The 24,606-nt window shown below is 33.4% G+C and carries 16 protein-coding genes and 3 tRNA genes; 8 read left to right on the forward strand and 11 right to left on the reverse strand.

What is annotated here, in order from left to right; all coding sequences use genetic code 11:
* The first annotated feature begins 538 nt into the window (after nucleotides 1–538).
* Complete coding sequence (locus BUB42_RS13820; RefSeq protein ID WP_073021425.1) at nucleotides 539–1,294, forward strand: DUF6733 family protein; 756 nt, start codon at nucleotides 539–541, stop codon at nucleotides 1,292–1,294.
* A 386-nt stretch (nucleotides 1,295–1,680) separates the two neighbouring features.
* On the opposite strand, the gene BUB42_RS13825 is transcribed toward BUB42_RS13820, so the two are convergent.
* The 5 genes from BUB42_RS13825 to BUB42_RS16290 all read right to left on the reverse strand — a co-directional run bounded on the left by BUB42_RS13825 (nucleotide 1,681) and on the right by BUB42_RS16290 (nucleotide 7,467).
* A complete protein-coding gene (locus BUB42_RS13825) occupies nucleotides 1,681–2,583 on the reverse strand; it encodes an N-acetylmuramoyl-L-alanine amidase (protein ID WP_073021426.1) in 903 nt (300 codons plus the stop codon).
* Nucleotides 2,584–2,611: 28 nt separating this feature from the next.
* Nucleotides 2,612–3,070 carry a hypothetical protein gene (locus BUB42_RS13830; protein WP_073021428.1) on the reverse strand — a complete coding sequence of 153 codons (459 nt, stop codon included), beginning with the start codon at nucleotides 3,068–3,070 and terminating at the stop codon, nucleotides 2,612–2,614.
* Between the two features lie 42 nt (nucleotides 3,071–3,112).
* Nucleotides 3,113–4,426: a 30S ribosomal protein S12 methylthiotransferase RimO gene (gene rimO, locus BUB42_RS13835; protein WP_073021430.1), complete on the reverse strand. Its 1,314-nt coding sequence runs from the start codon at nucleotides 4,424–4,426 to the stop codon at nucleotides 3,113–3,115.
* A 191-nt stretch (nucleotides 4,427–4,617) separates the two neighbouring features.
* Nucleotides 4,618–6,189 carry an OmpP1/FadL family transporter gene (locus BUB42_RS13840; protein ID WP_073021432.1) on the reverse strand — a complete coding sequence of 524 codons (1,572 nt, stop codon included), beginning with the start codon at nucleotides 6,187–6,189 and terminating at the stop codon, nucleotides 4,618–4,620.
* Between the two features lie 234 nt (nucleotides 6,190–6,423).
* Nucleotides 6,424–7,467: a hypothetical protein gene (locus tag BUB42_RS16290; RefSeq protein WP_139257403.1), complete on the reverse strand. Its 1,044-nt coding sequence runs from the start codon at nucleotides 7,465–7,467 to the stop codon at nucleotides 6,424–6,426.
* 101 nt (nucleotides 7,468–7,568) lie between these two features.
* Between BUB42_RS16290 and proS the strand changes: the two genes are divergently transcribed.
* The 5 genes from proS to rpsT all read left to right on the forward strand — a co-directional run bounded on the left by proS (nucleotide 7,569) and on the right by rpsT (nucleotide 9,715).
* Entirely contained in the window at nucleotides 7,569–9,047 is a 1,479-nt protein-coding gene (gene proS / locus BUB42_RS13850) for a proline--tRNA ligase (RefSeq protein WP_073021434.1), read from the forward strand.
* Between the two features lie 77 nt (nucleotides 9,048–9,124).
* Nucleotides 9,125–9,196, forward strand: a tRNA-Glu gene (locus BUB42_RS13855).
* A 45-nt stretch (nucleotides 9,197–9,241) separates the two neighbouring features.
* Nucleotides 9,242–9,313, forward strand: a tRNA-Glu gene (locus BUB42_RS13860).
* A 45-nt stretch (nucleotides 9,314–9,358) separates the two neighbouring features.
* Nucleotides 9,359–9,430, forward strand: a tRNA-Glu gene (locus BUB42_RS13865).
* A 33-nt stretch (nucleotides 9,431–9,463) separates the two neighbouring features.
* Nucleotides 9,464–9,715, forward strand: coding sequence for a 30S ribosomal protein S20 (gene rpsT / locus BUB42_RS13870; protein ID WP_073021556.1), 252 nt, complete (start codon nucleotides 9,464–9,466; stop codon nucleotides 9,713–9,715).
* Between the two features lie 65 nt (nucleotides 9,716–9,780).
* On the opposite strand, the gene BUB42_RS13875 is transcribed toward rpsT, so the two are convergent.
* Nucleotides 9,781–10,194, reverse strand: a complete 414-nt coding sequence (locus BUB42_RS13875) for a response regulator (RefSeq protein WP_073021436.1) — start codon at nucleotides 10,192–10,194, stop codon at nucleotides 9,781–9,783.
* A 1-nt stretch (nucleotide 10,195) separates the two neighbouring features.
* Complete coding sequence (locus BUB42_RS13880; RefSeq protein ID WP_073021437.1) at nucleotides 10,196–11,908, reverse strand: PAS domain S-box protein; 1,713 nt, start codon at nucleotides 11,906–11,908, stop codon at nucleotides 10,196–10,198.
* A gap of 172 nt (nucleotides 11,909–12,080) precedes the next feature.
* On the opposite strand from BUB42_RS13880, the gene typA reads away from it, so the two are divergent.
* Complete coding sequence (gene typA / locus BUB42_RS13885; protein ID WP_073021439.1) at nucleotides 12,081–13,877, forward strand: translational GTPase TypA; 1,797 nt, start codon at nucleotides 12,081–12,083, stop codon at nucleotides 13,875–13,877.
* Nucleotides 13,878–14,110: 233 nt separating this feature from the next.
* On the opposite strand, the gene BUB42_RS13890 is transcribed toward typA, so the two are convergent.
* From BUB42_RS13890 to BUB42_RS13905, 4 genes are all read right to left on the reverse strand, one after another.
* On the reverse strand, nucleotides 14,111–19,105 hold the full coding sequence (locus BUB42_RS13890; protein WP_073021441.1) for a T9SS type B sorting domain-containing protein: 4,995 nt from the start codon (nucleotides 19,103–19,105) through the stop codon (nucleotides 14,111–14,113).
* Nucleotides 19,106–19,128: 23 nt separating this feature from the next.
* Complete coding sequence (locus BUB42_RS13895) at nucleotides 19,129–21,213, reverse strand: T9SS type B sorting domain-containing protein (RefSeq protein WP_073021443.1); 2,085 nt, start codon at nucleotides 21,211–21,213, stop codon at nucleotides 19,129–19,131.
* Nucleotides 21,214–21,228: 15 nt separating this feature from the next.
* A complete protein-coding gene (locus BUB42_RS13900) occupies nucleotides 21,229–22,065 on the reverse strand; it encodes an ABC transporter permease (protein ID WP_073021558.1) in 837 nt (278 codons plus the stop codon).
* An 88-nt stretch (nucleotides 22,066–22,153) separates the two neighbouring features.
* The gene (locus BUB42_RS13905; RefSeq protein WP_073021445.1) at nucleotides 22,154–23,059 is read right to left on the reverse strand and encodes an ABC transporter ATP-binding protein; all 906 of its coding nucleotides are present in this window, start codon (nucleotides 23,057–23,059) and stop codon (nucleotides 22,154–22,156) included.
* Nucleotides 23,060–23,534: 475 nt separating this feature from the next.
* On the opposite strand from BUB42_RS13905, the gene BUB42_RS13910 reads away from it, so the two are divergent.
* Complete coding sequence (locus BUB42_RS13910; protein WP_073021447.1) at nucleotides 23,535–24,599, forward strand: hypothetical protein; 1,065 nt, start codon at nucleotides 23,535–23,537, stop codon at nucleotides 24,597–24,599.
* Nucleotides 24,600–24,606 lie beyond the last annotated feature (7 nt).

The raw sequence follows: 24,606 nt of genomic DNA on the forward strand, positions 1-24,606 counted from the left end.
CATTAAATATAATTTCGATCTGTATTTTTTAAAAGTCCAACCTGTTTTTTGGTATAATCTTATTCGATTAAATTTTATTAATTTATACAATAAATTTTATAACTATTATTTTTTAGGGGGTCAGTCATTATAATTTACATTTAAATCATCTATTAGACCATATTACTGTATTGTATTTTTTAAAAGTCTAAAATTTATTGGGTATCTGGATTTAATTCTATTATCATATTTTTATTATTTGACCTAAAAATTACGAAATGAATAGTTTAATTTACTTTAATTTCTACATTGGTAATTCTTACTAATTTGACAATAATATTTATCAAAAAATAATATTGACGATCAAAAAGTTAATAAATTCGCTCCAACAAACAAAAAATTCAGTACTAAAAATAACGATAAATTTCGTTCAAAAGGTTTGAAACTTCACAAGTTAAGGTAAACCTTATTTTACAATTAGCTCTATTTTTCACACATTTCAAATTCGATTATATTATTAAAATATAACTAATTCATTAACCAACTAAAATTTATTATTATGAAATTAAGAAAACAATTATTGCAAATTATAATCGCAGTGATTTTTGGCAATCTAACAATGCAAGCTCAAACGGCGGGAAAAGAAGCGATTGAAGATAAAATAAGTATAGTTTTGAGCCTGAACCATGATGCTTTCTTTGGCTTTAATCCAACGATGACTGGCGCATATTCATTTACAGAAACTGATGCTTTTACGTTTTATGGCATACAGTGGGGCGCAGGAACTGGAAGAGATTGGGGTCAATGGACAGAATTTGGTTTAGGTTACAACAAAACAATAGGTAATTTTAATATTAACCCACAATTAGGTTTTACCATGGGTAGTTTGTTATCTAGTGGTGCTCAAGGGCGCGGTATTGTGGGTGATGGAATAGTTCCAAATCTAACTGTCAATTATGGATCGGATGTGCTTGAAGGTCAATTTTATTATGGTTATTATGCTTCATTGTCAAATGAAACAACTGTGGGACAATCAACTAATAACTATGTGCATTATTGGGCTAATTTAGGAGCTAAATTTAATTCATTTTTCTCAGTCGGTGCGCATGTCGAGCAGTTGTATCTTTCTGGTGGTGAAACAAACGGGGGTGGTTCATTAGATCGTGCTGACGGTTATTTATGGTTAGGACCCTATCTTCAGTTCAAAAAAGGAGCTACAGGCTTGCGATTTTCATTCGGAGCAAATTTAGAGGACAAAACAACTCGCTTCGCAGCAAATGACTTTTACAAACTAACATTTTTTGTTTCTCTTTAATGAAATCTTTAACGCAGGATTGTTAAATTATCTTTGATTTTACAAGCACGATTTTTTTGTATTATAAAAAAGTTTTGTAATATATTACAAGAGCTCAGGGATAGATTTTTTGCTTTTTACTTATAAATTCTAAGTATTATGCTAATTTTCTTAACTCAGAATTTAAATTTCGAAGTCATGACAATCTCGTAAAATGCCATATTTAAAGTGTAAAACCAGCGATAATTTACAGTTGATATTTTTCTGCCAAAATAGATTCAAATATTTTGGCAGTTTTTTTAATAAAATTTATATGTAATTAAAGAATTAAATTTGAACTTTTTAAAACTTAAAATTTTGTTCAATAGATTGAAAAGAACGTTGCTTATGCTGTAAATTGTAAAATGTTACTGCTTTTTATAAATAGAATAAATGGTATTAATGGTATTTTCGTCAAGAATTGAATTAACTTCATTTTGAATGAAATGTAATTTAAAAGCTGCTATTGCGGCAACTAAGTTTTTCGTGTCATACCCTATTACTCTCAAACCTTGTTCGACATTGAAGGTAATTGGGGCAGTTTCTAAAATTTCGTCAGGCCAAACTCCAAATCCTTTTTCTGCTAAGGTTTGCCATGGGAACAACACACTTGGATCTACTTTTCTAGTCGGTGCAATATCAGAATGACCGATAATATTTTGTGTTGGAATATTATAGTCTTTTTTAAGTTTAGTTAGTAATGCTAGTAAACTATTGATTTGTAATTCAGAAAATGGTTCGATCCCGTTATTGTCTAATTCAATACCTATTGAAGTTGAATTTATATCTGTGTTTTTTCCCCAAGAGCCGTTGCCTGCATGCCAAGCTCGAAGATAATCATTGAGCATTTGTACCACTCGACCGTCTTCCCCTATGACATAATGGGAACTAACTTGTGAATGTGGTTGCGTGAATGTCTTTATTGTTTGTTGTACTGAATCTTGTGCAGTATGATGAATTATTACAAAATTGGGTTTTCTTAAATTAAAATTAACCGTACCAATCCATTCTGTATTTACACCATTTTTTAAAATGGTAAGACTCATTTTTGAAATAGAATCTTTAATGGTAAGCAATCGAGCAGAATATAAAGTATCAATTGTAATTTTAAAACTATTTACTACTGGTAAAGTAACGGGTTCTTTACTAGAGATCGTTTCTTGTAGAGATTTAAGCTTTTCATCATAAACTTTTTCGCTTTTTTTGTATGGATTTGTCGAGCATGATATGATAAGATTAGCAAAAATCAAACAGTAGAAAAAATTTTTCATAATATAATACATATAAAGTGCTACTTAATTATTCAGACTTTTTCTTTTTTGATTTTTTGGGTTTTTTACTTTCTTCACTAAGTGCCTTGAATTTTTCCTTTTGATCGGCATTTAATAGGTCCATTATTTTTCGATCTGTAACGTCCGCTAGAGCTTTAAGATTTTCCATTTTAGCTTCTTGGGGTACTTCAGCTTTTATTAGCATACCTTGAGTCCTAATATTTTCACTCAGAATATTAGAAATTGCAATCACTTGAAGTTCATCTAGATTAAGTGGTGACTTGATTTGCTCTATAATTTTACCAACAGTAACTTCAACCGGAATTTCTTTAGGTTTTTCAGGTGTTCGCTGTTCTTGCATGCCACTATTCATTCCGCGGTTATTGCCACCTCTGTTACCAAATCCACCATTTCCAAATTGCGCTGAAACTTCGTTTGAACTCAATAATACGACTGTAAGTATTAAAAATGACTTTATAAAATTCATAATTAAGTTTTTAAATAGGTTAACAAATGATTAAATAAAATACTATGCAGGTTCTCCATATAAATCAAATTCTGTAGCCTCAATAATTTTGATCATCACAAATTCACCAGTTTTCACATAATGTTTTGAAGCGTCAATTAGAACTTCATTATCTACATCCGGACTATCAAATTCTGTGCGACCCACAAAGTGACCGCCCTCTTTTCTGTCAATAATACATTTAAAAGTTTGACCTACTTTTTCTTGGTTTAAATCCCAAGAAATTTGAGACTGAAGTTCCATAATTTCGTTAGCACGATCTTGTTTTACATTGGCTGGAACATCATCTTCAAGTAAGTATGCGTGAGTGTTTTCTTCATGCGAATAGGCAAAACATCCCATTCGATCAAATTTCATCTCTTGAACAAATTCCTTCAAAATATTGAAGTCCTCTTGTGTTTCTCCAGGATATCCTACTATTAAAGTGGTGCGTATTGCCATTCCGGGAACGGCTGCGCGAAACTCTTTTAATAATTTTGTTGTCTTCATTTGCGTTGTTCCCCTGCGCATTGATTTCAAAATAGAATCAGAAATGTGCTGTAATGGTATGTCTAAATAATTACAAATCTTTGGCTCTCGCTTCATTATTTCTAAAACATCCATTGGGAAACCTGTAGGGAAAGCATAGTGCAAACGTATCCATTCTATTCCTTCTACTTTCACTAACGCTTCTAATAATTCAGCTAGAGCTCTCTTTTTATAAATATCTAAACCATAATAAGTCAGATCTTGTGCAATTAAAATTAATTCTTTCACACCATTTTTAGCAAGACCCTCTGATTCTTTTACTAATTTTTCAATAGTTTGAGATACGTTTTTACCTCTCATTAAAGGTATTGCACAAAAACTACAAGGTCTATCACATCCTTCCGATATTTTTAAATAGGCATAATTTTTAGGTGTTGTTGTCAAACGTTCACCTAATAATTCATGTTTGTAATCAGCTCCTAAAGCTTTTAGCAATGCTGGTAATTCTGTTGTTCCAAAAAATTGATCAACATTAGGGATTTCTTTTTCTAAATCAGGTCTATATCGCTCTGATAAACAGCCCGTCACAAATACCTTGTCTACTAATCCTCTTTCTTTTTTATCGGCATATTCCAGAATCATATTTACTGATTCTGCCTTAGCATTATCTATAAATCCGCAGGTATTAATAACTATGATATTACCTTCCTCGGCTTCTGGAGCTTCATGAGCAACATCTTTCCCGCTTGCGCGAAGTTGGCCCATAAGTACTTCACTGTCATATACATTCTTTGAACACCCAAGAGTGATCACGTTAATTTTATTCTTCTTTAAAGACTTAGTTCTCATAACATTATTTTCCCTATAATATGGGAATTTTGCAAAATTACAATAATTATTTTAACTGAACTTGTTTCCGATTCTATTAATTTTCTAATGAGTTTTTTGGAGAATGTAATAGTGTTGGGATTTTAGTGGGAGTAAATCAAAAAAAATCCGTTTCATTTAGAAACAGATTTTGATTTGATTTATTCTAGTTCTTATAATTCAAACAATAGAGTTAATGATAGATTATTATTTATACCTGCAATTCTAGCTCCATCAGTAAATCCTTGGCCAAAAAATCCTTGCTGTGAAACTCTTTTAGCATAAGAGTACGCTAAGTCAATTTTTGTTGATCCAAAATTATATCCTAAACCAGTTGAATACCCATTTAAATCACCTATCGTTATTCCGTTCTTATAAGGACTTTGTTCGTAACGATAACCACCTCTTAAACTTAGGGCTTTAATTCTATATTCGGCTCCTATTCTTAGCTCACCAGTATTGTCAAGTAAATTATTGATTGCGTTATTAACTCCATCAAATCCAGATCTCAATTTAATATTGCTGTAATCTTTTATAGCATAATCGATGCTTATTAAGCCTGACTTACCAAAAATATAAGCTAAACTTCCAGTAATTTTGCTGGGTGTTTGTAGTCTATAAGTTTCATAGATGTTAACTACTTGAGGATTTACAGTGTCAATCACATCATCAACACCTTCCGCACTGCTTGAAACGACAAGTCTTTGTGATAATTCATCATTTAAATTATACCAAGTTGACGACTCGTATGCAAGTCCTAAACGAAATTCATCCGATACTTTTGCAATAGCCCCTACTTGAAATGAAAATCCATTACCATACGTGTAAAGTGTATTGTCAAATAATACAGTAGATACGGTATAATCACTGGTAAGAGGGGCATCATTTTCTTCATAAAATCTAGAAGTCTTTTGTAAATCAGTAAAATGAGAATTTAAATTTACTCCGATAAACAATTTATCATCATAAGATGTCGCTGCGTTAAATGATAATTTCCCATTGTAACCAGTGCTGTTAACCGTATTTTCTTGAAAGAAGGTTCCGCCATCTGGCACCAGTGAGGAATATAGACTGTTTGGATTGTTAACATCAACTGCATCAATAATAAATCCTTGATCAAAAAAGCCAATCATTGCTTGTTGCGCAGCAAAACCGCTTAAATTTGGAAATTGGTTTGATGGTAAATTGCTTCCCAAAAAATTATAGAGATCAGCAATAGATTCGCTAGGCTCTCTATTTACAAATTGTTGAGGAACCGGTGCTCCATTATTTCCCGTATTTGCATAACTTAAAAAATATTGATCTATAGAATTGTTTGGGTTTGTTCCAGCTGAAAACAATCTGTTGTCAAAATTATTTGTGTTTTCATAGTTAACACCTACAGATATTTTTTTCCATTTACTTTTTCCTCTAGTGTTAAACACAAAGACTGCCCCAGCTTGATTTAAATCAAATGAATTTTGCTTATCGGTAGTGGTTGTGCCAAAATAATTAGAATTATTTTTAGTATTAAAACTACTTAATGTAAGACCTAATTGATTATTCGAAAAAATCGCAGAACCCGCAGGATTGACGTTTATAGAAGATATATCACCTCCTAAAGCGCCAAAAGCTCCACTCATTGCTCTAAATCTGGCTGTACCCGTTAAATTATCCTGGGAATAAAGTAGAGCATCTGATATTTCTTGTGCTTGCCCGATGGCCCACGTGAAACTTATAGCGATTAGAAATAAGTATTTTTTCATATTTGTAATTTTTATTTTTTAGGGGACTTGCCGCACAATAGTAAAACAACAATTGTATCGCATTTGTTTTTTCTTGTTTTTGTAGATGTTCAGTTGATAAAAACTGAACATCGATATTTTTTTATCGTGTTATAAATTCAAGTTCGCACTAAAATAATTATATTAATTTAAAGTGGATCATTTGAATTAAATCACAATATTGGTTCTTAGTAAGAAGGTAAGGTTGTTGAGGTATTAACCTCGACCACCTCTGCCACCACCACCACCACCTGACGATCTTCCACCACCACCACCTCCGCCAAAGCTTCCGCCACCGCTGGATCTACCACTAGAACTTGGACTATATGATCTTGAGCTACTACCATTATTTGATGGGCTGTAAGATCTGGAAGAATTATTTTGGGTACGACCATTGTTTATGTTGCCTCTTCTTGGAGCACTTTGTGCATTACTTCGAGATTGCGATTGATTTCTTGAAAAAGTAGGACTCGTTCTATTCATGCCATCGTATGAATTTCTTCTGTAATTAGAACTTTGTCGACCATTTGAATCAATTGATCTTCTATTAATTGAATTACCTTGAGATCTATTTATAGAACCATCAGTTCTTGCATTGCTTCTGGAATCATTATAGTTAGAACCTCTTCTGCCAGAGTTGTACGAATAGGATCTATTATTAAAATTAGAGTAACCAAAATTGTTTCCATAAAAGTTATTCCAACCAAATCCCATTCCTAAACCAAAGCCACCGTTCCATCCCCAATTGTTCATTCCCCAACCACCAAAGCCACCGTTCCAACCCCAATTGTTCATTCCCCAACCGCCAAAACCACCGTTCCAGCCCCAATTGTTCATTCCCCAACCACCGAAGCCGCCATTCCAGCCCCAGTTATTCATTCCCCAACCCCAATTATTCATTCCCCAATTGTTATCGTAAACATTAATGCTTACGCCTTGAGGGTTACTTCCCCAACCAGGTTGGCCAAGGTCATTGTTTTGTTGAGATGAATCATCAACATTGTATTTATAATCATCAACATTTGTGAAAATTTCATCTGCTCTATTATCTCTTTGCAAAGATCCAAAGTAGTTTTCATATTGATTGGTATCATAACGGTTATTGTTTTCAGTAGCTTGAGGTAATGCGCTACCATAAATCCCATCAGAATCATAATAGGAACTGTTTTGATAAGAGCCACAAGATGTAAAAAGGATACTTAAAATTCCAACTAAGTAGAACAGAGGTGTATCGGCGAGGGGGCGAGTATAAGTTTTCATTTATATGAGTTTTTTTATGGTTCTACACTACAAAAATAGTTAGTTTTGCACAACTATATAGTTAAAAATATCAAAACAAAATTTGTGCCAAACAATTCAATATGAGTAAGAACTTAGTTACTAGATCAGAGGATTATTCAAAATGGTATAACGAGCTGGTTGTCAAAGCCGATTTAGCTGAAAATTCGGGAGTGAGAGGTTGTATGGTTATTAAACCTTATGGATATGCAATATGGGAAAAAATGCAAGCTGAGCTTGATCGAATGTTTAAAGAAACAGGACATCAAAATGCTTACTTTCCTTTGTTTGTTCCAAAAAGTATGTTTGAAGCAGAAGAAAAAAATGCGGAAGGATTTGCTAAGGAATGTGCTATTGTAACACATTATAGGTTGAAGAATGATCCAGACAAACCAGGGAAATTAATGGTTGATCCAAATGCAAAATTAGAAGAAGAGCTAATAGTTCGTCCTACAAGTGAAGCAATTATTTGGTCGACGTATAAAGGATGGGTTCAGTCTTACAGAGATTTGCCTCTTTTGATTAATCAATGGGCTAATGTTGTGCGTTGGGAAATGAGAACTAGACTATTTTTGCGTACGGCCGAATTTTTATGGCAAGAAGGTCATACTGCTCATGCTACCAAAGCTGAGGCTGTTGAAGAGTCCGAAAAAATGATGAATGTATACGCTGATTTTGCTCAAAATTTTATGGCAATACCAGTTGTAAAAGGAATAAAAACTGAAACGGAGCGTTTTGCTGGAGCAGAAGAAACGTATTGTATTGAGGCACTAATGCAGGATGGAAAAGCGCTACAAGCAGGAACTTCGCACTTTTTAGGTCAGAATTTCGCAAAAGCTTTTGATGTTAAGTTTGCCACTGCCGAAGGAAAGCAAGAATATGTTTGGGGAACGTCATGGGGAGTCTCAACTCGCTTAATGGGAGCTTTAGTGATGACTCATTCGGATGATCAAGGTTTGGTTTTACCGCCTAATCTCGCGCCCATACAAGTAGTAGTTGTACCTATTTATAAATCAGATGAGCAGTTGGTCGCTATTTCAACTGAGGTCGCTGTGTTAATCGCAGGGCTACGAAAACTAAATATTTCTGTCAAATTTGATGATAGGACTACTCAAAAACCAGGCTTTAAGTTTGCTGAATGGGAATTAAAAGGAGTTCCTATTCGGGTTGCTGTAGGCCCCAAAGATTTAGAAAACGGAACATTTGAAATTGCTAGAAGAGATACTCTCACCAAAGAAACTGTTTTGAAAGATGGAATTGTTACACATATCAGCGAATTATTAGAAAAAATTCAAAATGATATGTTTACAAAAGCTTTAAATTATCGAGATTCACATATTACTGAAGTAAATAATTTTGAAGAATTTAAAGCTGTTTTAGATAGTAAAGCAGGTTTTGTATCAGCACATTGGGACGGAACAGCAGCAACTGAAGAAAAGATCAAAGAACTGACAAAAGCGACTATTAGATGCATTCCATTAAACAGAGTTTTAGAGACGGGAAGCTGCGTTTTGACTGGGGAAACCTCAATAGGTAGAGTGCTGTTTGCAAAGGCATATTAAAAAATTTTTTTTTTTTTTGAGTAAGGTATTGCACGTTTCAAAAATAGTTGTATTTTTGCATCCGCATTAGAGAAGCAGGCCCGTTCGTCTATCGGTTAGGACGCATGGTTTTCATCCATGTAAGAGCGGTTCGATTCCGCTACGGGCTACTATTTTTTTGCATATTTAAGTCATCCTGAACTCAGAAGGAAAATGGCCCGTTCGTCTATCGGTTAGGACGCATGGTTTTCATCCATGTAAGAGCGGTTCGATTCCGCTACGGGCTACAAATCAAATGTTCAATTTTATATTGATAAAACTTAGGGGATAATGGTCCGTTCGTCTAGGGGTTAGGACGCCAAGCTTTCGTCTTGGTAACAGGGGTTCGATTCCCTTACGGACTACAAAAAACTAGTAAAAGAAAAAAAAGCAATAAAATGGCAAATCATAAATCAGCTCTAAAGAGAATCAGAACTAACGAAAAGAGAAGAGTATTAAATAGATACCAACACAAAACTACTCGTAACGCTATCAAAGCATTAAGAATAGCTACTGATAAAACAGATGCAAGTTCTAAATTGTCAAGTGTAATTTCAATGATTGATAAATTAGCTAAGAAGAATATTATTCACGATAATAAAGCTTCGAACTTAAAATCTAAATTAACTAAACTTGTTGCTAAACTTTAGTAACTTTGGTTAAACAAATAGTAAAGCTCTCATTCATTTGAGGGCTTTTTTTTGTTCTTATAATTTTAGAAATCGAATTTATCTTGTAGATGCTCAAGCATTGCCTTCGAAATTGGTTTTGGTAAAAAATCGATAACCATTGGATATTTCTTAGATCTTTCAAATTCTTTTGGATCAATTGTAGAAGAAAGAATAACAACTTTTATAGTGTTAAAAATAAAATATTCAGGTTCAAGGAAGTAATCTAAAAATTCCCAACCACCCATCACCGGCATATTTAAATCTAAAAATATAAGTTGCGGTTGGATTAACACTTGATCATTGGCGGCATTGTTTTTAATTTGATTGAAATACGCTATTGCTTGTTCTCCGTTTTGCATCGTAATGATCTCTTTAGAAAATAAAGTTTTACTAATAACTTTCTTGCAAAGCATGAGCGTGATAAGGTCGTCATCAATACAAAGAATTTGATTTAGCATATTATTTCTTTTTAAAAGTTAATGTAAACATAGTTCCTTTGTTAACTTTGCTTGCAATTTCAATCGTTCCACCCATAGTTTCAACTTGTGATTTGACAAGATATAATCCTAAACCTTTGCTATCAGGATAATTATGAAAACGCTGGTATAGTCCAAAAACTTTTTCTTTATGTCGTTCTAAATCAATTCCTATTCCATTGTCTTTAAAGGTTAATATAACGCTATCATTGGCTTCAATTGCTGTGATCTCAATGTTTATATTTTTATTTTGAGATCTATACTTGATAGAATTTGTTAAAAGATTTAGCAGTATACTTTCTATGTAAGCATTATTAACATATACTGTAACATTTTTTTCGAAATTAAATGTGATGACAGGATTATATAGTTTTATTTGAGAATCAAGTTGCTTTAAAACATTCTCAAAAATTCTAAGTAACACTATTTCTTCTTTCTGTATTGATGGATTGTCTCTAATAATTATAACTTTTACTAAGTCATTTATGGTATCATTTAATAAATGCGTTGATTTGTTAAAGCCTGCTAAAATTTCACTTAATTCTTCATCTTCAATTGGTATGTCTTCAACGAGATTTAAAAGTCCTATTAGATTGGATAATGGTGCCCGTAAATTGTGTGATGTTATATACGAAAATTGCTTTAGATCTTTATTGTTTTGTGTAAGCTCTCTGATTAATTGTTCTTTTTCTTTCTCAAGTTTTTTTTCTTCTGAGACATCTCTTTGAATAGATAACCAATGAGAGAGCTCGTTATCGACATTGTAAATGGGTATCATAGAGAAGCGCACCCAAAATTCATCTCTGTTTTTTTTATAACTTATTGTTTCCACTACACACTCTTCCTTTTTATTCAGCGCTGCCATAAATTTTAGGTACTCCTTTTCGTCGGATTTAGGTCCCATAAAAATAGTTGGTGTTTGTCCTAAAACTTCTTTACTAGAGTATCCAGACATGACAGAGAAGGCAGGATTTGTATATATTATTTTTGGTGCTAAAGAATTGTGCGGATTGGGTTCAATAATTATAATCGCATCTTTTGACTGCGTGATTACAGTTTCAAGTAATTTAAGACGTAATTCTTCTTCTTTTTGTTTAGTAATATCTTGTATAGCTCCAATCATTCTTACCGCTTTGCCTTCTTCATCTAAAAGTAAAAAACCTCTATCAAGTACATATTTATAACTATTATCAGCACACTTAAAACGATACTGATCTTGCCAATTTTCTGTTTTTTGTTCTATAAAAGAATAAAGTTTAACAGAAATCTTTATGCTGTCTTCGGGATGAATTTTATCGAACCACCAATTAGCGTTGTTATCAACTTCTTCCGGCGAATATCCAAAAACACTATCAATCCCTTTATTCCAAGTAAAGCTGTTTTCTTGAATTTTCCAATCCCATATTGTATCACTGGTCGCCTTTGCTACAATATCAAACTTTTCATTTGATTCTTTTATTTCGTTGTTTGTATTTTTTAGCTTTTGGAAAATAGCAATGTTTCTATTGTCGTTTTTGGAAAGAATTAGTTTAAAGATAGAACCTGTAGCCACAACAAATATAAGATCTTTGATAAAGCTATAAAAAACACTACTATCAACAGAAATATATCGTTGCGATATTTTGTAACTGACAATAGCAACAAACAGGGAGATGAGGATATAAATTATGACTACTTGGTTAGTTTTATTTTTCATTAATCAAATATAAATAATTATTGTTTAAAAAGTAAAATCAGTTATAACTTATTTTAGAAGGTATGATTTGTATTTCAATAGTTTGCCCAAAAGCTTCAAAAGCGCGAAACTATTAGCTATGTGTTATTTATATAAAAAAAAATTGTACATTTGCGCCCATTAAAAAACACAGATGGAATCTATAAGAAATATTGCAATTATTGCCCACGTCGATCACGGTAAAACAACTTTGGTTGATAAAATTATGTATCATTGTCAGTTATTTCGTGACAACGAAAACACAGGTGACTTAATCCTTGATAACAACGATTTAGAGCGTGAGAGAGGTATTACCATTACTTCAAAGAATGTTTCTGTAGTTTACAAAGGAACAAAAATCAACATTATTGATACTCCTGGTCACGCTGATTTTGGGGGAGAAGTTGAGCGTGTATTGAATATGGCTGATGGAGTTTGTCTACTTGTAGATGCTTTTGAAGGACCTATGCCACAAACGCGTTTTGTATTACAAAAAGCATTAGACCTTGGTTTAAAACCATGCGTCGTGATAAATAAGGTCGATAAAGAAAACTGTACTCCTGAAGAAGTTCATGAAAAAGTTTTTGACTTAATGTTTGAATTAGGTGCCGAAGAGTGGCAGTTAGATTTTCCTACTGTTTACGGTTCAGCTAAAAATAACTGGATGTCTGACCATTGGGAAAACGTAACTGATAATGTAGAAGCATTGTTAGATATGGTTATCGAACATGTACCTGCTCCTAAAGTTTCTGAAGGAACTCCGCAAATGTTGATTACTTCTTTAGACTTTTCAGCCTTTACAGGTCGTATTGCTATTGGTCGTTTAGAAAGAGGTGTTTTGAAAGAAGGTATGCCAATCTCTTTAGTAAAAAGAGACGGTGCAACAACTAAATCTAGAATTAAAGAACTTCATACTTTTGAAGGTTTGGGTCGTAAGAAAGTTCAAGAGGTAGTTGCAGGAGATATTTGTGCTATTGTTGGAGTAGAAGGTTTTGAAATTGGAGATACTATCGCTGATTTTGAAAATCCAGAAGCTTTAAAATCAATTGCTATTGATGAGCCTACAATGAGCATGTTGTTTACTATTAATGACTCTCCTTTCTTTGGTAAAGAAGGAAAATTTGTAACTTCTCGTCATATTAGAGATAGATTGACAAAAGAATTAGAGAAAAATTTAGCCATGAAAATGGGTGAAACTGATTCGGCTGATAAATTTATGGTTTTTGGTCGTGGCGTACTTCACTTATCGGTTCTTATCGAAACCATGAGAAGAGAAGGTTATGAATTACAAATTGGTCAACCACAGGTTATTATCAAAGAAATTGATGGTAAGAAATGTGAGCCAATTGAAGAATTAACAATTGATTTACCAGATAATCTTTCAGGTAGAGCGGTAGAATTTGTTACTATGCGTAAAGGAGAAATGCTGAGTATGGAAACAAAAGGGGAACGTATGGTTGTAAAATTTAATATTCCATCACGTGGAATTATTGGATTGCGTAATCAATTGCTTACCGCAACAGCTGGTGAGGCTATTATGGCACACCGTTTTATTGGATACGAACCTTATAAAGGAGAAATTTCCGGACGTAACAAAGGTTCATTAATTTCTATGGAAAAAGGAAAAGCGATCCCTTACTCAATCGATAAATTACAAGATCGTGGTAAGTTTTTTGTTGAACCAAGTGCCGAAATTTACGAAGGTCAAGTAATTGGTGAAAATTCGCGTAGTGATGATATGTGTGTGAACGTGACTAAAGAGAAAAAACAATCTAACGTTCGTTCATCTGGAAATGATGAGAAAGCAAGGATTATTCCTCCAATTATTTTCTCTCTTGAAGAAGCGTTAGAGTATATTCAAAAAGATGAATATGTTGAGGTTACTCCAAAATCAATTCGTTTAAGAAAAATATATTTAACAGAAACAGATAGAAAAAGATTTAAAATCTAATTTATTTAAATTTCAATATTTATAATCCCAAATTCCATTAATTGGAATTTGGGATTTTTATTTTTAAGAGTTAATGGAAAGCAAGGAAAATGCTGTTGTGTTTTGATCGCGTGAAGGATAGGAGCAAGCTACCGAAGTAGCGCGGATAGCCTGACGGCATAAATAGAAGGGCCAACTCACCATAACTGTGAGTTGGCCCTTCTATTTATGGTGGCACGCCCAAAAAATTCTTCTTATCTTTTTAAACTAAAATGTCCTTTGCTTTCTCTTCCATCCTCTAATTTGATGGTGTACCAATAGTCATCTGATGGCACCGGAGCACCAATAAATGTTCCGTCCCAACCTAGGCCAGTTGGGTTTATTTGTTTTAAAAGTTTTCCATATCTATCAAAAATATAAATTGTGGTTTTAGCGTTAAAACGGTCAGTAATTCCTTTTACATTCCAATAATCATTTACACCGTCATTGTTAGGTGTAAAATATTTTGGGACACCAATTACAGAGATTGATTTGCTCACGATCCCGCAACCATTCGTATCATTTACATAAACTTCATAAATTCCGGAAGGGACGTTGTCAAAGACATTAGAGGATTGAAAAGGTCCCGACGGATCATTCAAACTGTATTCATAAATTCCTTTTCCTGTGGTATTTATTGTTACCGTGTTTACATCAGTAAAATCAACTATATCAACTGTGGTAATAGTTGCAATATCTGAAGGGGTAACTTTGATGGTACGTTTTCTACTGCAACCTAAAAGAGTACTAACTTCAACGGTATAAGTTCCCGCTGTATTTACATCTAAAGTGGAATTAATCTCTCCACCTAAAATGATATTGTCTCTAGACCAGATGTATGTGTAAGTGGTTGTTGCAGACGCATTAGTTATTCCAGCATCGAGCGTGACAAAGAAAGTAGGTAGATTAGAACATACTAATTCATCCTGTTTAGCATCTAAATTTAAATTGATTACTGGTAATGGACGCACAATAAATGGTAGTATTAGTGACGCGCTGCAAGTTGGATTAATTGAATTCTCAACTACAACAGAGATGTTTTGGGTAGCAGTGACAAAAGGATTTGGTAGCGGGCTTGGTAATGATATTCCATTTTGATCGAAAAATTTTATATTCATTCCTGTTTGACCTCGCAAAAGCGTATTTTGAAATGTACTAGTATCAAACGGATATTTACCATCCTGCAGTAATGGATTAGTTTCATCATCGCAAACGGTTGTTAATTCAGTTGCAACTGCAAATACTTCTGGTAAGTCATTAACGGTAAATACTATTAGGTTTTCATCGCTGCATCTTAAAGTCGTATTATTAGTAACCACTGCCCTGATGATTTGAGAAGATGTTGTGAATGAAGCGGGAAATGGACTTGTTATTAAAGCTCCATTAACATCCCGTAATGGATTATTTAGAGCATCAAAATAGGTAATTGTCACAGTGGAGGTTTGATTGGTACCGAGTAGGTCTGATTCTAATGTTGATGTATTAAATGTGATTATGCCGTCCTGATTATCGTCACATTGTCGAGGAATTGTTACTGGGTTCGCAGAAGGCAGTTTCTCAACGGTTAGATTAATATAAGGTCCAAGTCCAAAACACGCATTATCAATATCGCTATCTACACGAACCCAAATTTGTTGATTATTTGGATAGCCAATGTTTCTATAGTTGTAAATGCTACTTGGGTTCGTTAGATCTGGCGGAAAGTTTTGGTTTAAGGGATTTACTTCGGATAGCGCATCATTCTCATTTCGATAATAGTTTATAGAATAGGGAATTGTCCCAGTCAAAAAAGTTGTTTTAATATCATTTGTAACCGAATGAAAATCAAAAACTGATATTCCATCGTAATCCGAATTAGCTACGGATGTTAGATCATCGCAAGTAGAAAAAGGCCGACTAAAAGTGGGAGATATTGTGGTAGTAGAAATTTTTAAGTCTAACGTGCCAATAGTAGCACATCCATTGGTGGTCTCAACCCTAACATAAATAATTTGAGTAAATGGTGTTGTATTAATGTAAGCCGTTGGATTTATAATTTTAGAAGATCCGTTACCAATAATGGCATCACTACTGTTTTCAAAATAAGTAAAAGTATTTGTTACATCCGCCGAGATGAAATTGTTTTTTTGGGTTAAGTTGAAGGTTGTTTTCCCATTATTGTCATCATCGCATTGCTTTAGTTCGGTTGATGAAGTAATAATTGGTTTTGGATAAACTGTCAATGTTGTTTGAGCAGAAATCAAACCACAGCTATTTCCAGTTTTATTTAATCGAACACGGTATTTGTAACCATTCATTACATTTGTGACGCTTGTTATCAACAATGTGTTTGTTGTAACTCCTGAGTAAGGGGCATTGTTTGTAATCGTAGTCCAATTGAGTCCATCTGTTGACACTTGCCACTGGTAAGTATTTCCTCCATTGTCAGCTAAGGTAATTGCAGTATTTTGCAATTCACAAGTTGGAGCAACTGTTGGTTGAGAAGTAATAATTATTGGTGCTGATAGGAGATAATTGGGATTTGGAACTGAATAAGGCGCTCCAATAACGCGTCCATTTGAATCGACAGTAAACGGTGAATTGCCATACTTTCCATCATTGTCACCGTCTAAAAATCCAGCTTCAACAACATCAAAACACAAATCGTTGTCACTGTCTAAATCTCGATAATTCCTTATTCCATCACTATCTAAGTCATTTCCAGTTTCTACCGAATCTAAAATTCCATCATTATCACTGTCTAAGTCTAAATAATCAGGAACTCCATCGCTGTCATTGTCAAACGGTGTAAAACCTGGCTCAAAGGCATTATCGAGTCCGTTTTTATTTGTATCAACGTTAGAAATTGCAACAGAATTGTTGGGTTGAGCTTCAATTATGTCAAGAATACCATCATTATCGCTGTCAGTATCTAAATCATCGGTTGTTCCGTCATTATCAGAATTTTTTGGTAAACAAGTAGCTTTAATTAGGAAAGAGGCCTTACTATTTGCTGTATCTGATAAGTTTTTTTGTACGAAAGTCAAAGATTCAATTAAATAGGATTTAAAACTAAAGGTTCCTGTTCCGGCTGCCAATGGCACTACACTATTTAAACGAAATCGAATTTCAAACGAGGAATATTCAGTAACACCACTTTCAAAAACGCCGTCATAATTTGTATCGATCAGCAGTTGATTCGTAGGGTTGAGAACTGTAATTGTTTTATTTGTGGGCGATTTTATTGTAAATTCGGCAGCTGAGCTTAGTAAATCGCTTGGATTTGCGGATTGAACATATTCTAGAGATACTGAAACTGGATTAGTAAAACTAATAGCATAACTTACGGTATTATCTTTACCCGCAGGTGTTTCACTAATAAAACTTCCGTTTGTAGTTCCAATAATCGGATTAGCAACCGCTGGGCTAGATCCAGAAGTGCTAATTGTACCTGTAAAAGGATTACTATAAGCGCCTAAAGTAATAAGTCCTGTAGCTAGATTTGAAAGGTTTAGTGCTGCATCTCCCAGTGATTCTGTACAATTTATGATTCCATCATTGTCATAATCTAAATCAATATTATTATTAGTCCCATCGTTATCGCTATCAGATGGACAAAAGCTAACTGGTATTTTATCTGAAAAAATAGCACCCGTACTTGGACAACCCGAAATGCTCCCTTTTACTTGGTACGATCCAGGCGCCGTAGGTCGATAGGAACTGAGAATTTCTGCTGGAATTACTTGCCCATCTTGGAACCATTCAAAGGTATCGTAGGATGACAATGAATTGATTTTCAAAATAACATTAGGAATACAATTGGAATTTGTAACTGTAATTTTATCTGATACTATTTCTGGTTTGGTGTCAAAACCAGAATAATAACCGCCATAAGTTGCAGCTCCGTTTGTTCCAAAATAGGATACGTACACTTGTCCTGTAGATTTTACACTTATATTTCCAGATAATCCAGAAACTGAATAATATACAAAACCAGGATTTGCATTGATTGGTATTGCGTTTGATGCAATTGGATTATTATCAATCAAAACTGTTGCTGCAGCCTCTGTAACAATATTAATACCTCCGTTATAAATTATACTACCAATGCTTTCAATAAATGGAATATTATTGACTGAGTTTGGAGTTGCACAATTAATGGGAGGAACAAAAAATAAATTTTGATTTGCTGGTGAACTTCCACCACCAATACTTTGATATCCAAAAATATTTTTACTAGATGTAACATACAAATTGCCGTTAATAAAATAACTGCCATCCAAAATTAAATTTTCGCCAGCATTTTTTAGGATAGGCGTTGTACTTCCATTTATATAAATTTCTGTGTTATTTAGATGCGCAATAAGTAAAACGCGCTCTAATTCATCAGTACCTAATCCTTTGATAAAAATATATTCTTTTCCAGTTTTTTCGAATGGGACTATTTGGTCAAAACCTACATCTCGTCCTTGTGGTTGTCCATTGTTTTGCAAAGCAATGCTGTTACTTCCGCAAAATGATCCAGAATTTACAACTACAGGCTTGTCGGATTCAACTAGTGTTCCAATAATTTTTGAACTATTTGATGGAATTGTGTTTGGAGAGTTATCCATCGCTAGTACATAACTTTCATTTTTGTTTAAAGTAACAATAATAGGCCCAGAAATAACTGATCCATCTGTTAAAACTGTTCCAATGGGAATATTAGAAATGGTGACTTTTGTTCCATTTTCAGTAGCTAAGATCGAAGCGAAGTTTAAAAGTGTGGAATCAAAAAGAGGATTTAGCATTGCACCTAATCTAAAGGTACTTCCTAGTGCACTATTGCCTTTTGATACTAAGCCGCCTGCATGAACATATGTATTTTGTACTGTTAATCCCGAGTTTAGTCTGACACTAACATAAATTAAATCTTCAGCTTCAACAATATATCCTTTATTGGCAATAACTCCTATTTGAGTCTTGGAAGTAAACAACTGCGTGTTTATTCCTTGTCCTATATTGTAAACATAAGGATTATTGTTGTTGACTGTTGCTGAAATAGTCGCTCCACCAATGGCTGTAATTTCAATTTTTACATTGGTAGTGCTAGGGGTAGAAATATATAAATATTGATCTCCAGGCAAGTTATTAATTGCCGCCGTAAGAGGCGGAATATAATGTGTTTTGCTAAACTGAGCAAAGGCGCTTATTGATAGAAAAGTAAATAGAATAAGTAATGTTTTTTTCATTTGCTAAAAATAAGAAATTATTCCTATCTTTTTAACGAAAAATGTCCTTTAATGATTTTCCTGTCATCAGCTTTTAAAGTAAACCAATAATCATCTGATGGCAGCGCTTCTCCATTAAAAATTCCGTTCCATCCTTGATTTGATGAGTTAAATTGCTTTAATAATTTTCCAAACCTATTAAATATATTAATCGTCGCATTTGGGAAAATAGTTAGATTTTTTATCAGCCATACATCATTGAAACCATCTCCATTTGGAGTAAAAAATCGAGGGTAGTCCAGAACATATACGGTTGTAAATGACAAACCACAACTACTATTGTCTCTTACAAATGCTTTATAAATGCCCGCGCTGATATTTGTAAATAGCGGATTGGATTGAAAAGTGATTCCGTCAAGAGAATATTCAAAATCGCCTGCTACCATCGTTTCTATCAAAATAGAATTACTTTCTCCTGAAAATTGATTAACTACTGTTCCTTTTATAATTCCAGGAATTGCTGGAGTGTAAATATTTATTTCAAGTTGTATTTCAAAAATACCGCGACAATCTAATCCATTCTCAACGCGAATAAAAAGTGTTTGTGGGTTTGTAGTACTTGTAAAATTAGTTGGCAAAGCGTTTTGTCTATTCGTGGCGTCATTTGCAGATAAATAGTAACCTTCTACAGTTAAAGGCGATACAACTACAGGCAAAATCTTAGGGTTTATATCTTTAAATAAATCAAATACCCTGATACCATCTTGAATGGCATCGTTATCACAAAAACTTAATTTTTGAACTGCTGGTAAAGTGCTTAAAACTAGGAGTGTAATTTCGGTAACATTTACGCATCCCGCATTATTTGTTGCTTTAGCGTAAATAATTTTAGATGCTGAATTATAATTTGCAGTATTTGTAATTCGTGGACTTTGATTTTGTAGGTCTATTACGGTTTCGAAATATTCAACGGCATTAGTATTTCCATTAGCGATTTCAGTTGTTAATGTGGTTAAATCAAATGTTGCATTACCAGAGCTATCACCACATTGCGTAAGTGATTTTTGGATAGGATTTTTGTACGCAATATTTATAGTTCCCGTGGCAACACAACCTGCTGCTAAGGTTGCAAGTACTGAATATTGTCCGGCGCTGTTCACTTCCAGAGTAGAATTACTTCCTAATGGTGTTGTTCCGCCATCTTTAAACCATTGATAAGTATTCGTGTTACCAGTTAAACCAGCGTCTAAAATTGTCTTACCTCCAAAACAAACCGTTTGATCTGATCCCAAATTAATTTTTGGAGCAAAACTTCCCGCTTCTATAAAAACAGCTGAGTCAAATTCTTCGTTTTCATCATCTGCGATAACTAATTTAATTTGATATGTTCTTCCTGCTACAACATTGCTTTGAGCATTGAGAACTACAGTTTGTGCACTGTAATTTACGGGACTTGCATTAGTATTGTAACCTCCAAAATAACTTTCGTTTTCAGCAGAACATCCTGGATTTAAACCTACGATAGTTCTAACTGGGGGAATAAAAGGGTGTATGCTAGTCGAAGATACAGCAGTAGTTGTGTTGGGAATGACAGCTATATTTTGATAAGGATCTAAACTTCCTTTTTCTTTGATTAAAAATGCAAATCCATCTGAAAACTCACAGGGAAAATAGGATTGATATTCATTTGATGCGAAGATATAATTAAAGCTGATAAAATTAGTCAAAGGAATAAACTCAAATTCTAAAAATGTGGCATTTATAGTTTCTGTTAAACCTAACGCTTGTTCTAAATCTGTATCGCCTAACCATCGATCATCGCCACCACCTCGATTTACGATAAAAGGACCAATCGAATTTTGACTACTCCATGTACTTAAAACAACTCCTTCCGCAAAAGGAAAAGTTCCTCCCTGATTATTGAAATAACCATAACTCTTATTACTTCCTGAAAAGTTATCCCCACTAGCTACAGGATTAGCAATTGTTGCACATGTACTATTTACTAAAATATTTTCTACTAATTCTTGCGCATTTTTCGAATCGTCTACAATAATGCTTTGCGCTACAGCAGAATCGACAAAACAGCAAAATGAGAAGTAAAGTAAAATAAGTTTTGCATATTTCATGGTGCCGCAAATATACTATAAATCTCTATTTTTTAGTAATTTGTAAGAGAAGAAAACAAAGATCACTGTCCAGCAGATCACAATTATTATAGAAGATAATTCGACGTCATAATTTTTTATATCGTCTAAACCAATTTGGGTTCCAAGATTTTTTACCACCGATAAACGACTAAAAGGTTCTACAATTAAATTAGACATGGATTGCAGCGGAAAAAATTGCATAATTGAAGCAGCAGTTGTACTTTCTGGAAAAATTTTAAAAGTTAAAACACCATTGATAATTCCTTCAATTATATTCCAAACTAACAAGAACCCTAATGCGAATGCTGATCTTTTTACCAATATTCCTAAAAATAAACAGAACGAGAAAAAGCCAACAAGTTTTACAAAATAAGCCAATAAATATTCTAAGTCAGAAAAAACAATACTCATTTCCGTGTAAGACGAAAAACTAAAACCAAGTAGAAGAGACATGATAAAAATAAAAACGGTAGATACACCGGCAAATAAAACGACGGTTAGGAATTTAGATTCAATAAATTCCTTTTTGCTCATTCCATCAATTAAATTTTGCTTTAGCGTTCCATAACTATATTCATTTGCCATCATGGAAACGATTACGATTGCCAAAAATAATTTTAGTATTGCTGCAATGTAAGTATTAAAATGCCAAATAAAAGGGAAATTAAAAATACCCATTTCGGCAAAATGGAATTTAAAAATTCCTAAATCAAATTTTATTGACGCAATTAGCGCGATAAATGTTAACAGTATAAAATAAGTCAAAGTCAAAACGCGACTGGCTTTATTTTTCCAAATTTTTTGTAATTCTATAGAGAGAAGTCGTTTCATAAATGAAGAATTTGTGACCTGATTTGTTAGTAAAAATTTTTTAATTTTAAATCGATTAACTGGAATTTTCAATTTGAATTTTGATAAATTATTTTCCGTTAGTTAATTCTAAAAACTGTTCTTCAAGACTGTTTTTTCGTTTGACTAAATGATTTAGAACTATATTTTTTTCGAAAAGAAATTTATTTAAATCTTTTGCTTCCAGATTTTCTTGCAGGTAAGCTAGAACTTTTCCTTGTTCAATTGCGATATTTTTAACTGCAGCATGTGTTTTTAAAGCTGCAATTAATGTTTCATTGTCATCAGATTGTAATTCGAAAAACACATTATTTGCTGACATTCCATCTACTAATCCTGAATATAAAATAGTTCCTTTTCGTAGCACTAAAACATGAGTACAAACCTTTTCTACTTCATCCAGTAGGTGAGAAGCTAATAAAATTGTTGTTCCCATTGCGGCAATTTGTTTTATAATATCCCGAATTTGGTGAATCCCCTGCGGATCAAGTCCGTTAGTAGGCTCATCCAAAATCAAAATTTCTGGATCATTTAAAAGTGCGGAAGCTATTGCCAGTCGTTGTTTCATCCCTAGTGAAAAAGTACTGAATTTACTATTTTGACGGTCAGTCAAACCTACCAACTCAAGTTTTTCGCTCACTTTTACATAACTGATTCCTTTAATTTTGCAAACCAATTCAAGATTTTCTTTAGCAGTCATGTACGGGTAAAAGTTTGGTCTCTCTATAATTGCCCCTACTTTTTTGAGTGCCTCGTGCGTTTCCATTGTTCCGCTAAACCACTTGTAGTCTCCAGAAGTTTTATTGACCACATTTAAAGCAATTCCTAAAGTTGTAGATTTTCCACTACCATTAGGGCCTAAAATTCCGTACACATTTCCTTTTTTTATTTCGAATGAGACATTTTTTAACGCTTGAAGTGCACCATATCGTTTATTGAGATTAGTAACTGAAAGTATTGTATCTAGTGGATTCATTATTACGATTTTTCTATAGGACGATTAAGAAACTTTTTTGTTACTACTTTTGTTGCTTTAGTTTTTATTACAAATCAATTTGCAAAGCGAATTCAACTTTTTTACTGTTGTTGGTTTTCCAATATATTTTTAGGCCAATGCATATTTCCTTGTTTTTTCAAAGCTGGATGTGTCATTTCGATGTTTTTACTGCCTTGTTATAAAATAGTGCCATATATAATTTACTGCGTATAGTTTTTACATATTTTTTTAAATCGGTTGATTTAAATAGAAGTATATATTACTTCAATTACTTTTTACTTTGAGTAAAGCTAATAATTGATTGTGAAATAAGTACGATAATTAAATGTAAAACTTAACATTGAGGTACTAATACTATGCATTTTTCACTAGTTTATATTTGAATAAAACAGTTTTGAAAAATTCGTTTGAACTAGGGCAATAAATTGTAATTTTACATCTAAATTTTTTTCCAATGACTGAGCCAGTAATGATGTTTAAAAAGCCATCTTATCCAGTAAACGCTAATTTATTAGAGTATTTAAAACGTTTTGATCGATTGTCAAAAGTCTCTATTATATATGACGATTTGCTCCGCTTTGCTGGTTCAGTTACAGTTTACGATAAACTTGATGAGGATACATTGTGGATTAGAGTTTATTATAATGAATGCGAAAGAGACGAAATTGATTTAACTTTGAAGAAGGTTTATTCATTATTGCATTCTGATGGTAATCTGGGTATTATTAAATTCTTAAATGTCGATTCTATTGATTTTTGCACTTTTGGAAACTCGAAACCTTTTCGAATAAAAGTAAGAAACATTCTTAATGATAATTACACGCATTTTTATATAAAAAAGGCGGATGCTTCGCGCATCTATGGTTTAGAATTAGAGCATATTCTTTCTCCAGATAAAATTAATTTTCTAGTGTACCAAGACACATTAATTGAGGAACACATCATGGGAATACCTGGCGATGTGTTTATCAAAACTTTGCTAAAAGATTGCACAGAAACCGAGAAATCGCAAATTGCCAAAGAGTTTGTAAAGTTTAATGAACGCAGTATGATTCGGTTACTAGGAGACATGCGATCCTATAATTATGTCATAGTACCTATCCACGACTTTGATCAAGTAGTGTATCGAATTCGAGCGATAGATTTTGATCAACAGTGCTATGAAGGAAATTTTAAGGTGTATCGGCCTCAGTTTTTTAAAGAAAATTATCCAATGGTGAAGCTCGTAAAAGAAAAATTACAAGACAGTTCGATAGAACAATATAAAGATGAAGAGCGCTCCGTTCTTGCTAAAAGAATGCTTTCTGCTGAAACGAGAATTAATATTCTGCTCGAAATTATGGGCAATGATTTTCTTGCGCCAGCCGCCCATACGCAACAATTACAAATGGAATTATATAACTACACGAACGATTTAAACTTTAAAAAGGCAAAATCTATGGGAAATATTATGACCGCTGCTTTCGACTTTGTTGTGCGCAATTACCAAAATATAAATTTGTTAAAATCAAAAGATTAAATCTTGT

The organism is Flavobacterium micromati (genome assembly GCF_900129585.1).
GTDB classification, from domain to species: Bacteria; Bacteroidota; Bacteroidia; order Flavobacteriales; family Flavobacteriaceae; genus Flavobacterium; species Flavobacterium micromati.

What these genes read in the sequence shown, in the direction of transcription:
- BUB42_RS13900 (WP_073021558.1), bottom strand. Translation starts at nt 22,065, where the DNA reads ATGAAACGACTTCTCTCTATAGAATTACAAAAAATTTGGAAAAATAAA.
- typA (WP_073021439.1), top strand. Translation starts at nt 12,081, where the DNA reads ATGGAATCTATAAGAAATATTGCAATTATTGCCCACGTCGATCACGGT.
- BUB42_RS13820 (WP_073021425.1), top strand. Translation starts at nt 539, where the DNA reads ATGAAATTAAGAAAACAATTATTGCAAATTATAATCGCAGTGATTTTT.
- BUB42_RS16290 (WP_139257403.1), bottom strand. Translation starts at nt 7,467, where the DNA reads ATGAAAACTTATACTCGCCCCCTCGCCGATACACCTCTGTTCTACTTA.
- BUB42_RS13825 (WP_073021426.1), bottom strand. Translation starts at nt 2,583, where the DNA reads ATGAAAAATTTTTTCTACTGTTTGATTTTTGCTAATCTTATCATATCA.
- BUB42_RS13905 (WP_073021445.1), bottom strand. Translation starts at nt 23,059, where the DNA reads ATGAATCCACTAGATACAATACTTTCAGTTACTAATCTCAATAAACGA.
- BUB42_RS13910 (WP_073021447.1), top strand. Translation starts at nt 23,535, where the DNA reads ATGACTGAGCCAGTAATGATGTTTAAAAAGCCATCTTATCCAGTAAAC.
- BUB42_RS13875 (WP_073021436.1), bottom strand. Translation starts at nt 10,194, where the DNA reads ATGCTAAATCAAATTCTTTGTATTGATGACGACCTTATCACGCTCATG.
- proS (WP_073021434.1), top strand. Translation starts at nt 7,569, where the DNA reads ATGAGTAAGAACTTAGTTACTAGATCAGAGGATTATTCAAAATGGTAT.
- rimO (WP_073021430.1), bottom strand. Translation starts at nt 4,426, where the DNA reads ATGAGAACTAAGTCTTTAAAGAAGAATAAAATTAACGTGATCACTCTT.
- BUB42_RS13890 (WP_073021441.1), bottom strand. Translation starts at nt 19,105, where the DNA reads ATGAAAAAAACATTACTTATTCTATTTACTTTTCTATCAATAAGCGCC.
- BUB42_RS13840 (WP_073021432.1), bottom strand. Translation starts at nt 6,189, where the DNA reads ATGAAAAAATACTTATTTCTAATCGCTATAAGTTTCACGTGGGCCATC.
- BUB42_RS13895 (WP_073021443.1), bottom strand. Translation starts at nt 21,213, where the DNA reads ATGAAATATGCAAAACTTATTTTACTTTACTTCTCATTTTGCTGTTTT.
- BUB42_RS13830 (WP_073021428.1), bottom strand. Translation starts at nt 3,070, where the DNA reads ATGAATTTTATAAAGTCATTTTTAATACTTACAGTCGTATTATTGAGT.
- rpsT (WP_073021556.1), top strand. Translation starts at nt 9,464, where the DNA reads ATGGCAAATCATAAATCAGCTCTAAAGAGAATCAGAACTAACGAAAAG.
- BUB42_RS13880 (WP_073021437.1), bottom strand. Translation starts at nt 11,908, where the DNA reads ATGAAAAATAAAACTAACCAAGTAGTCATAATTTATATCCTCATCTCC.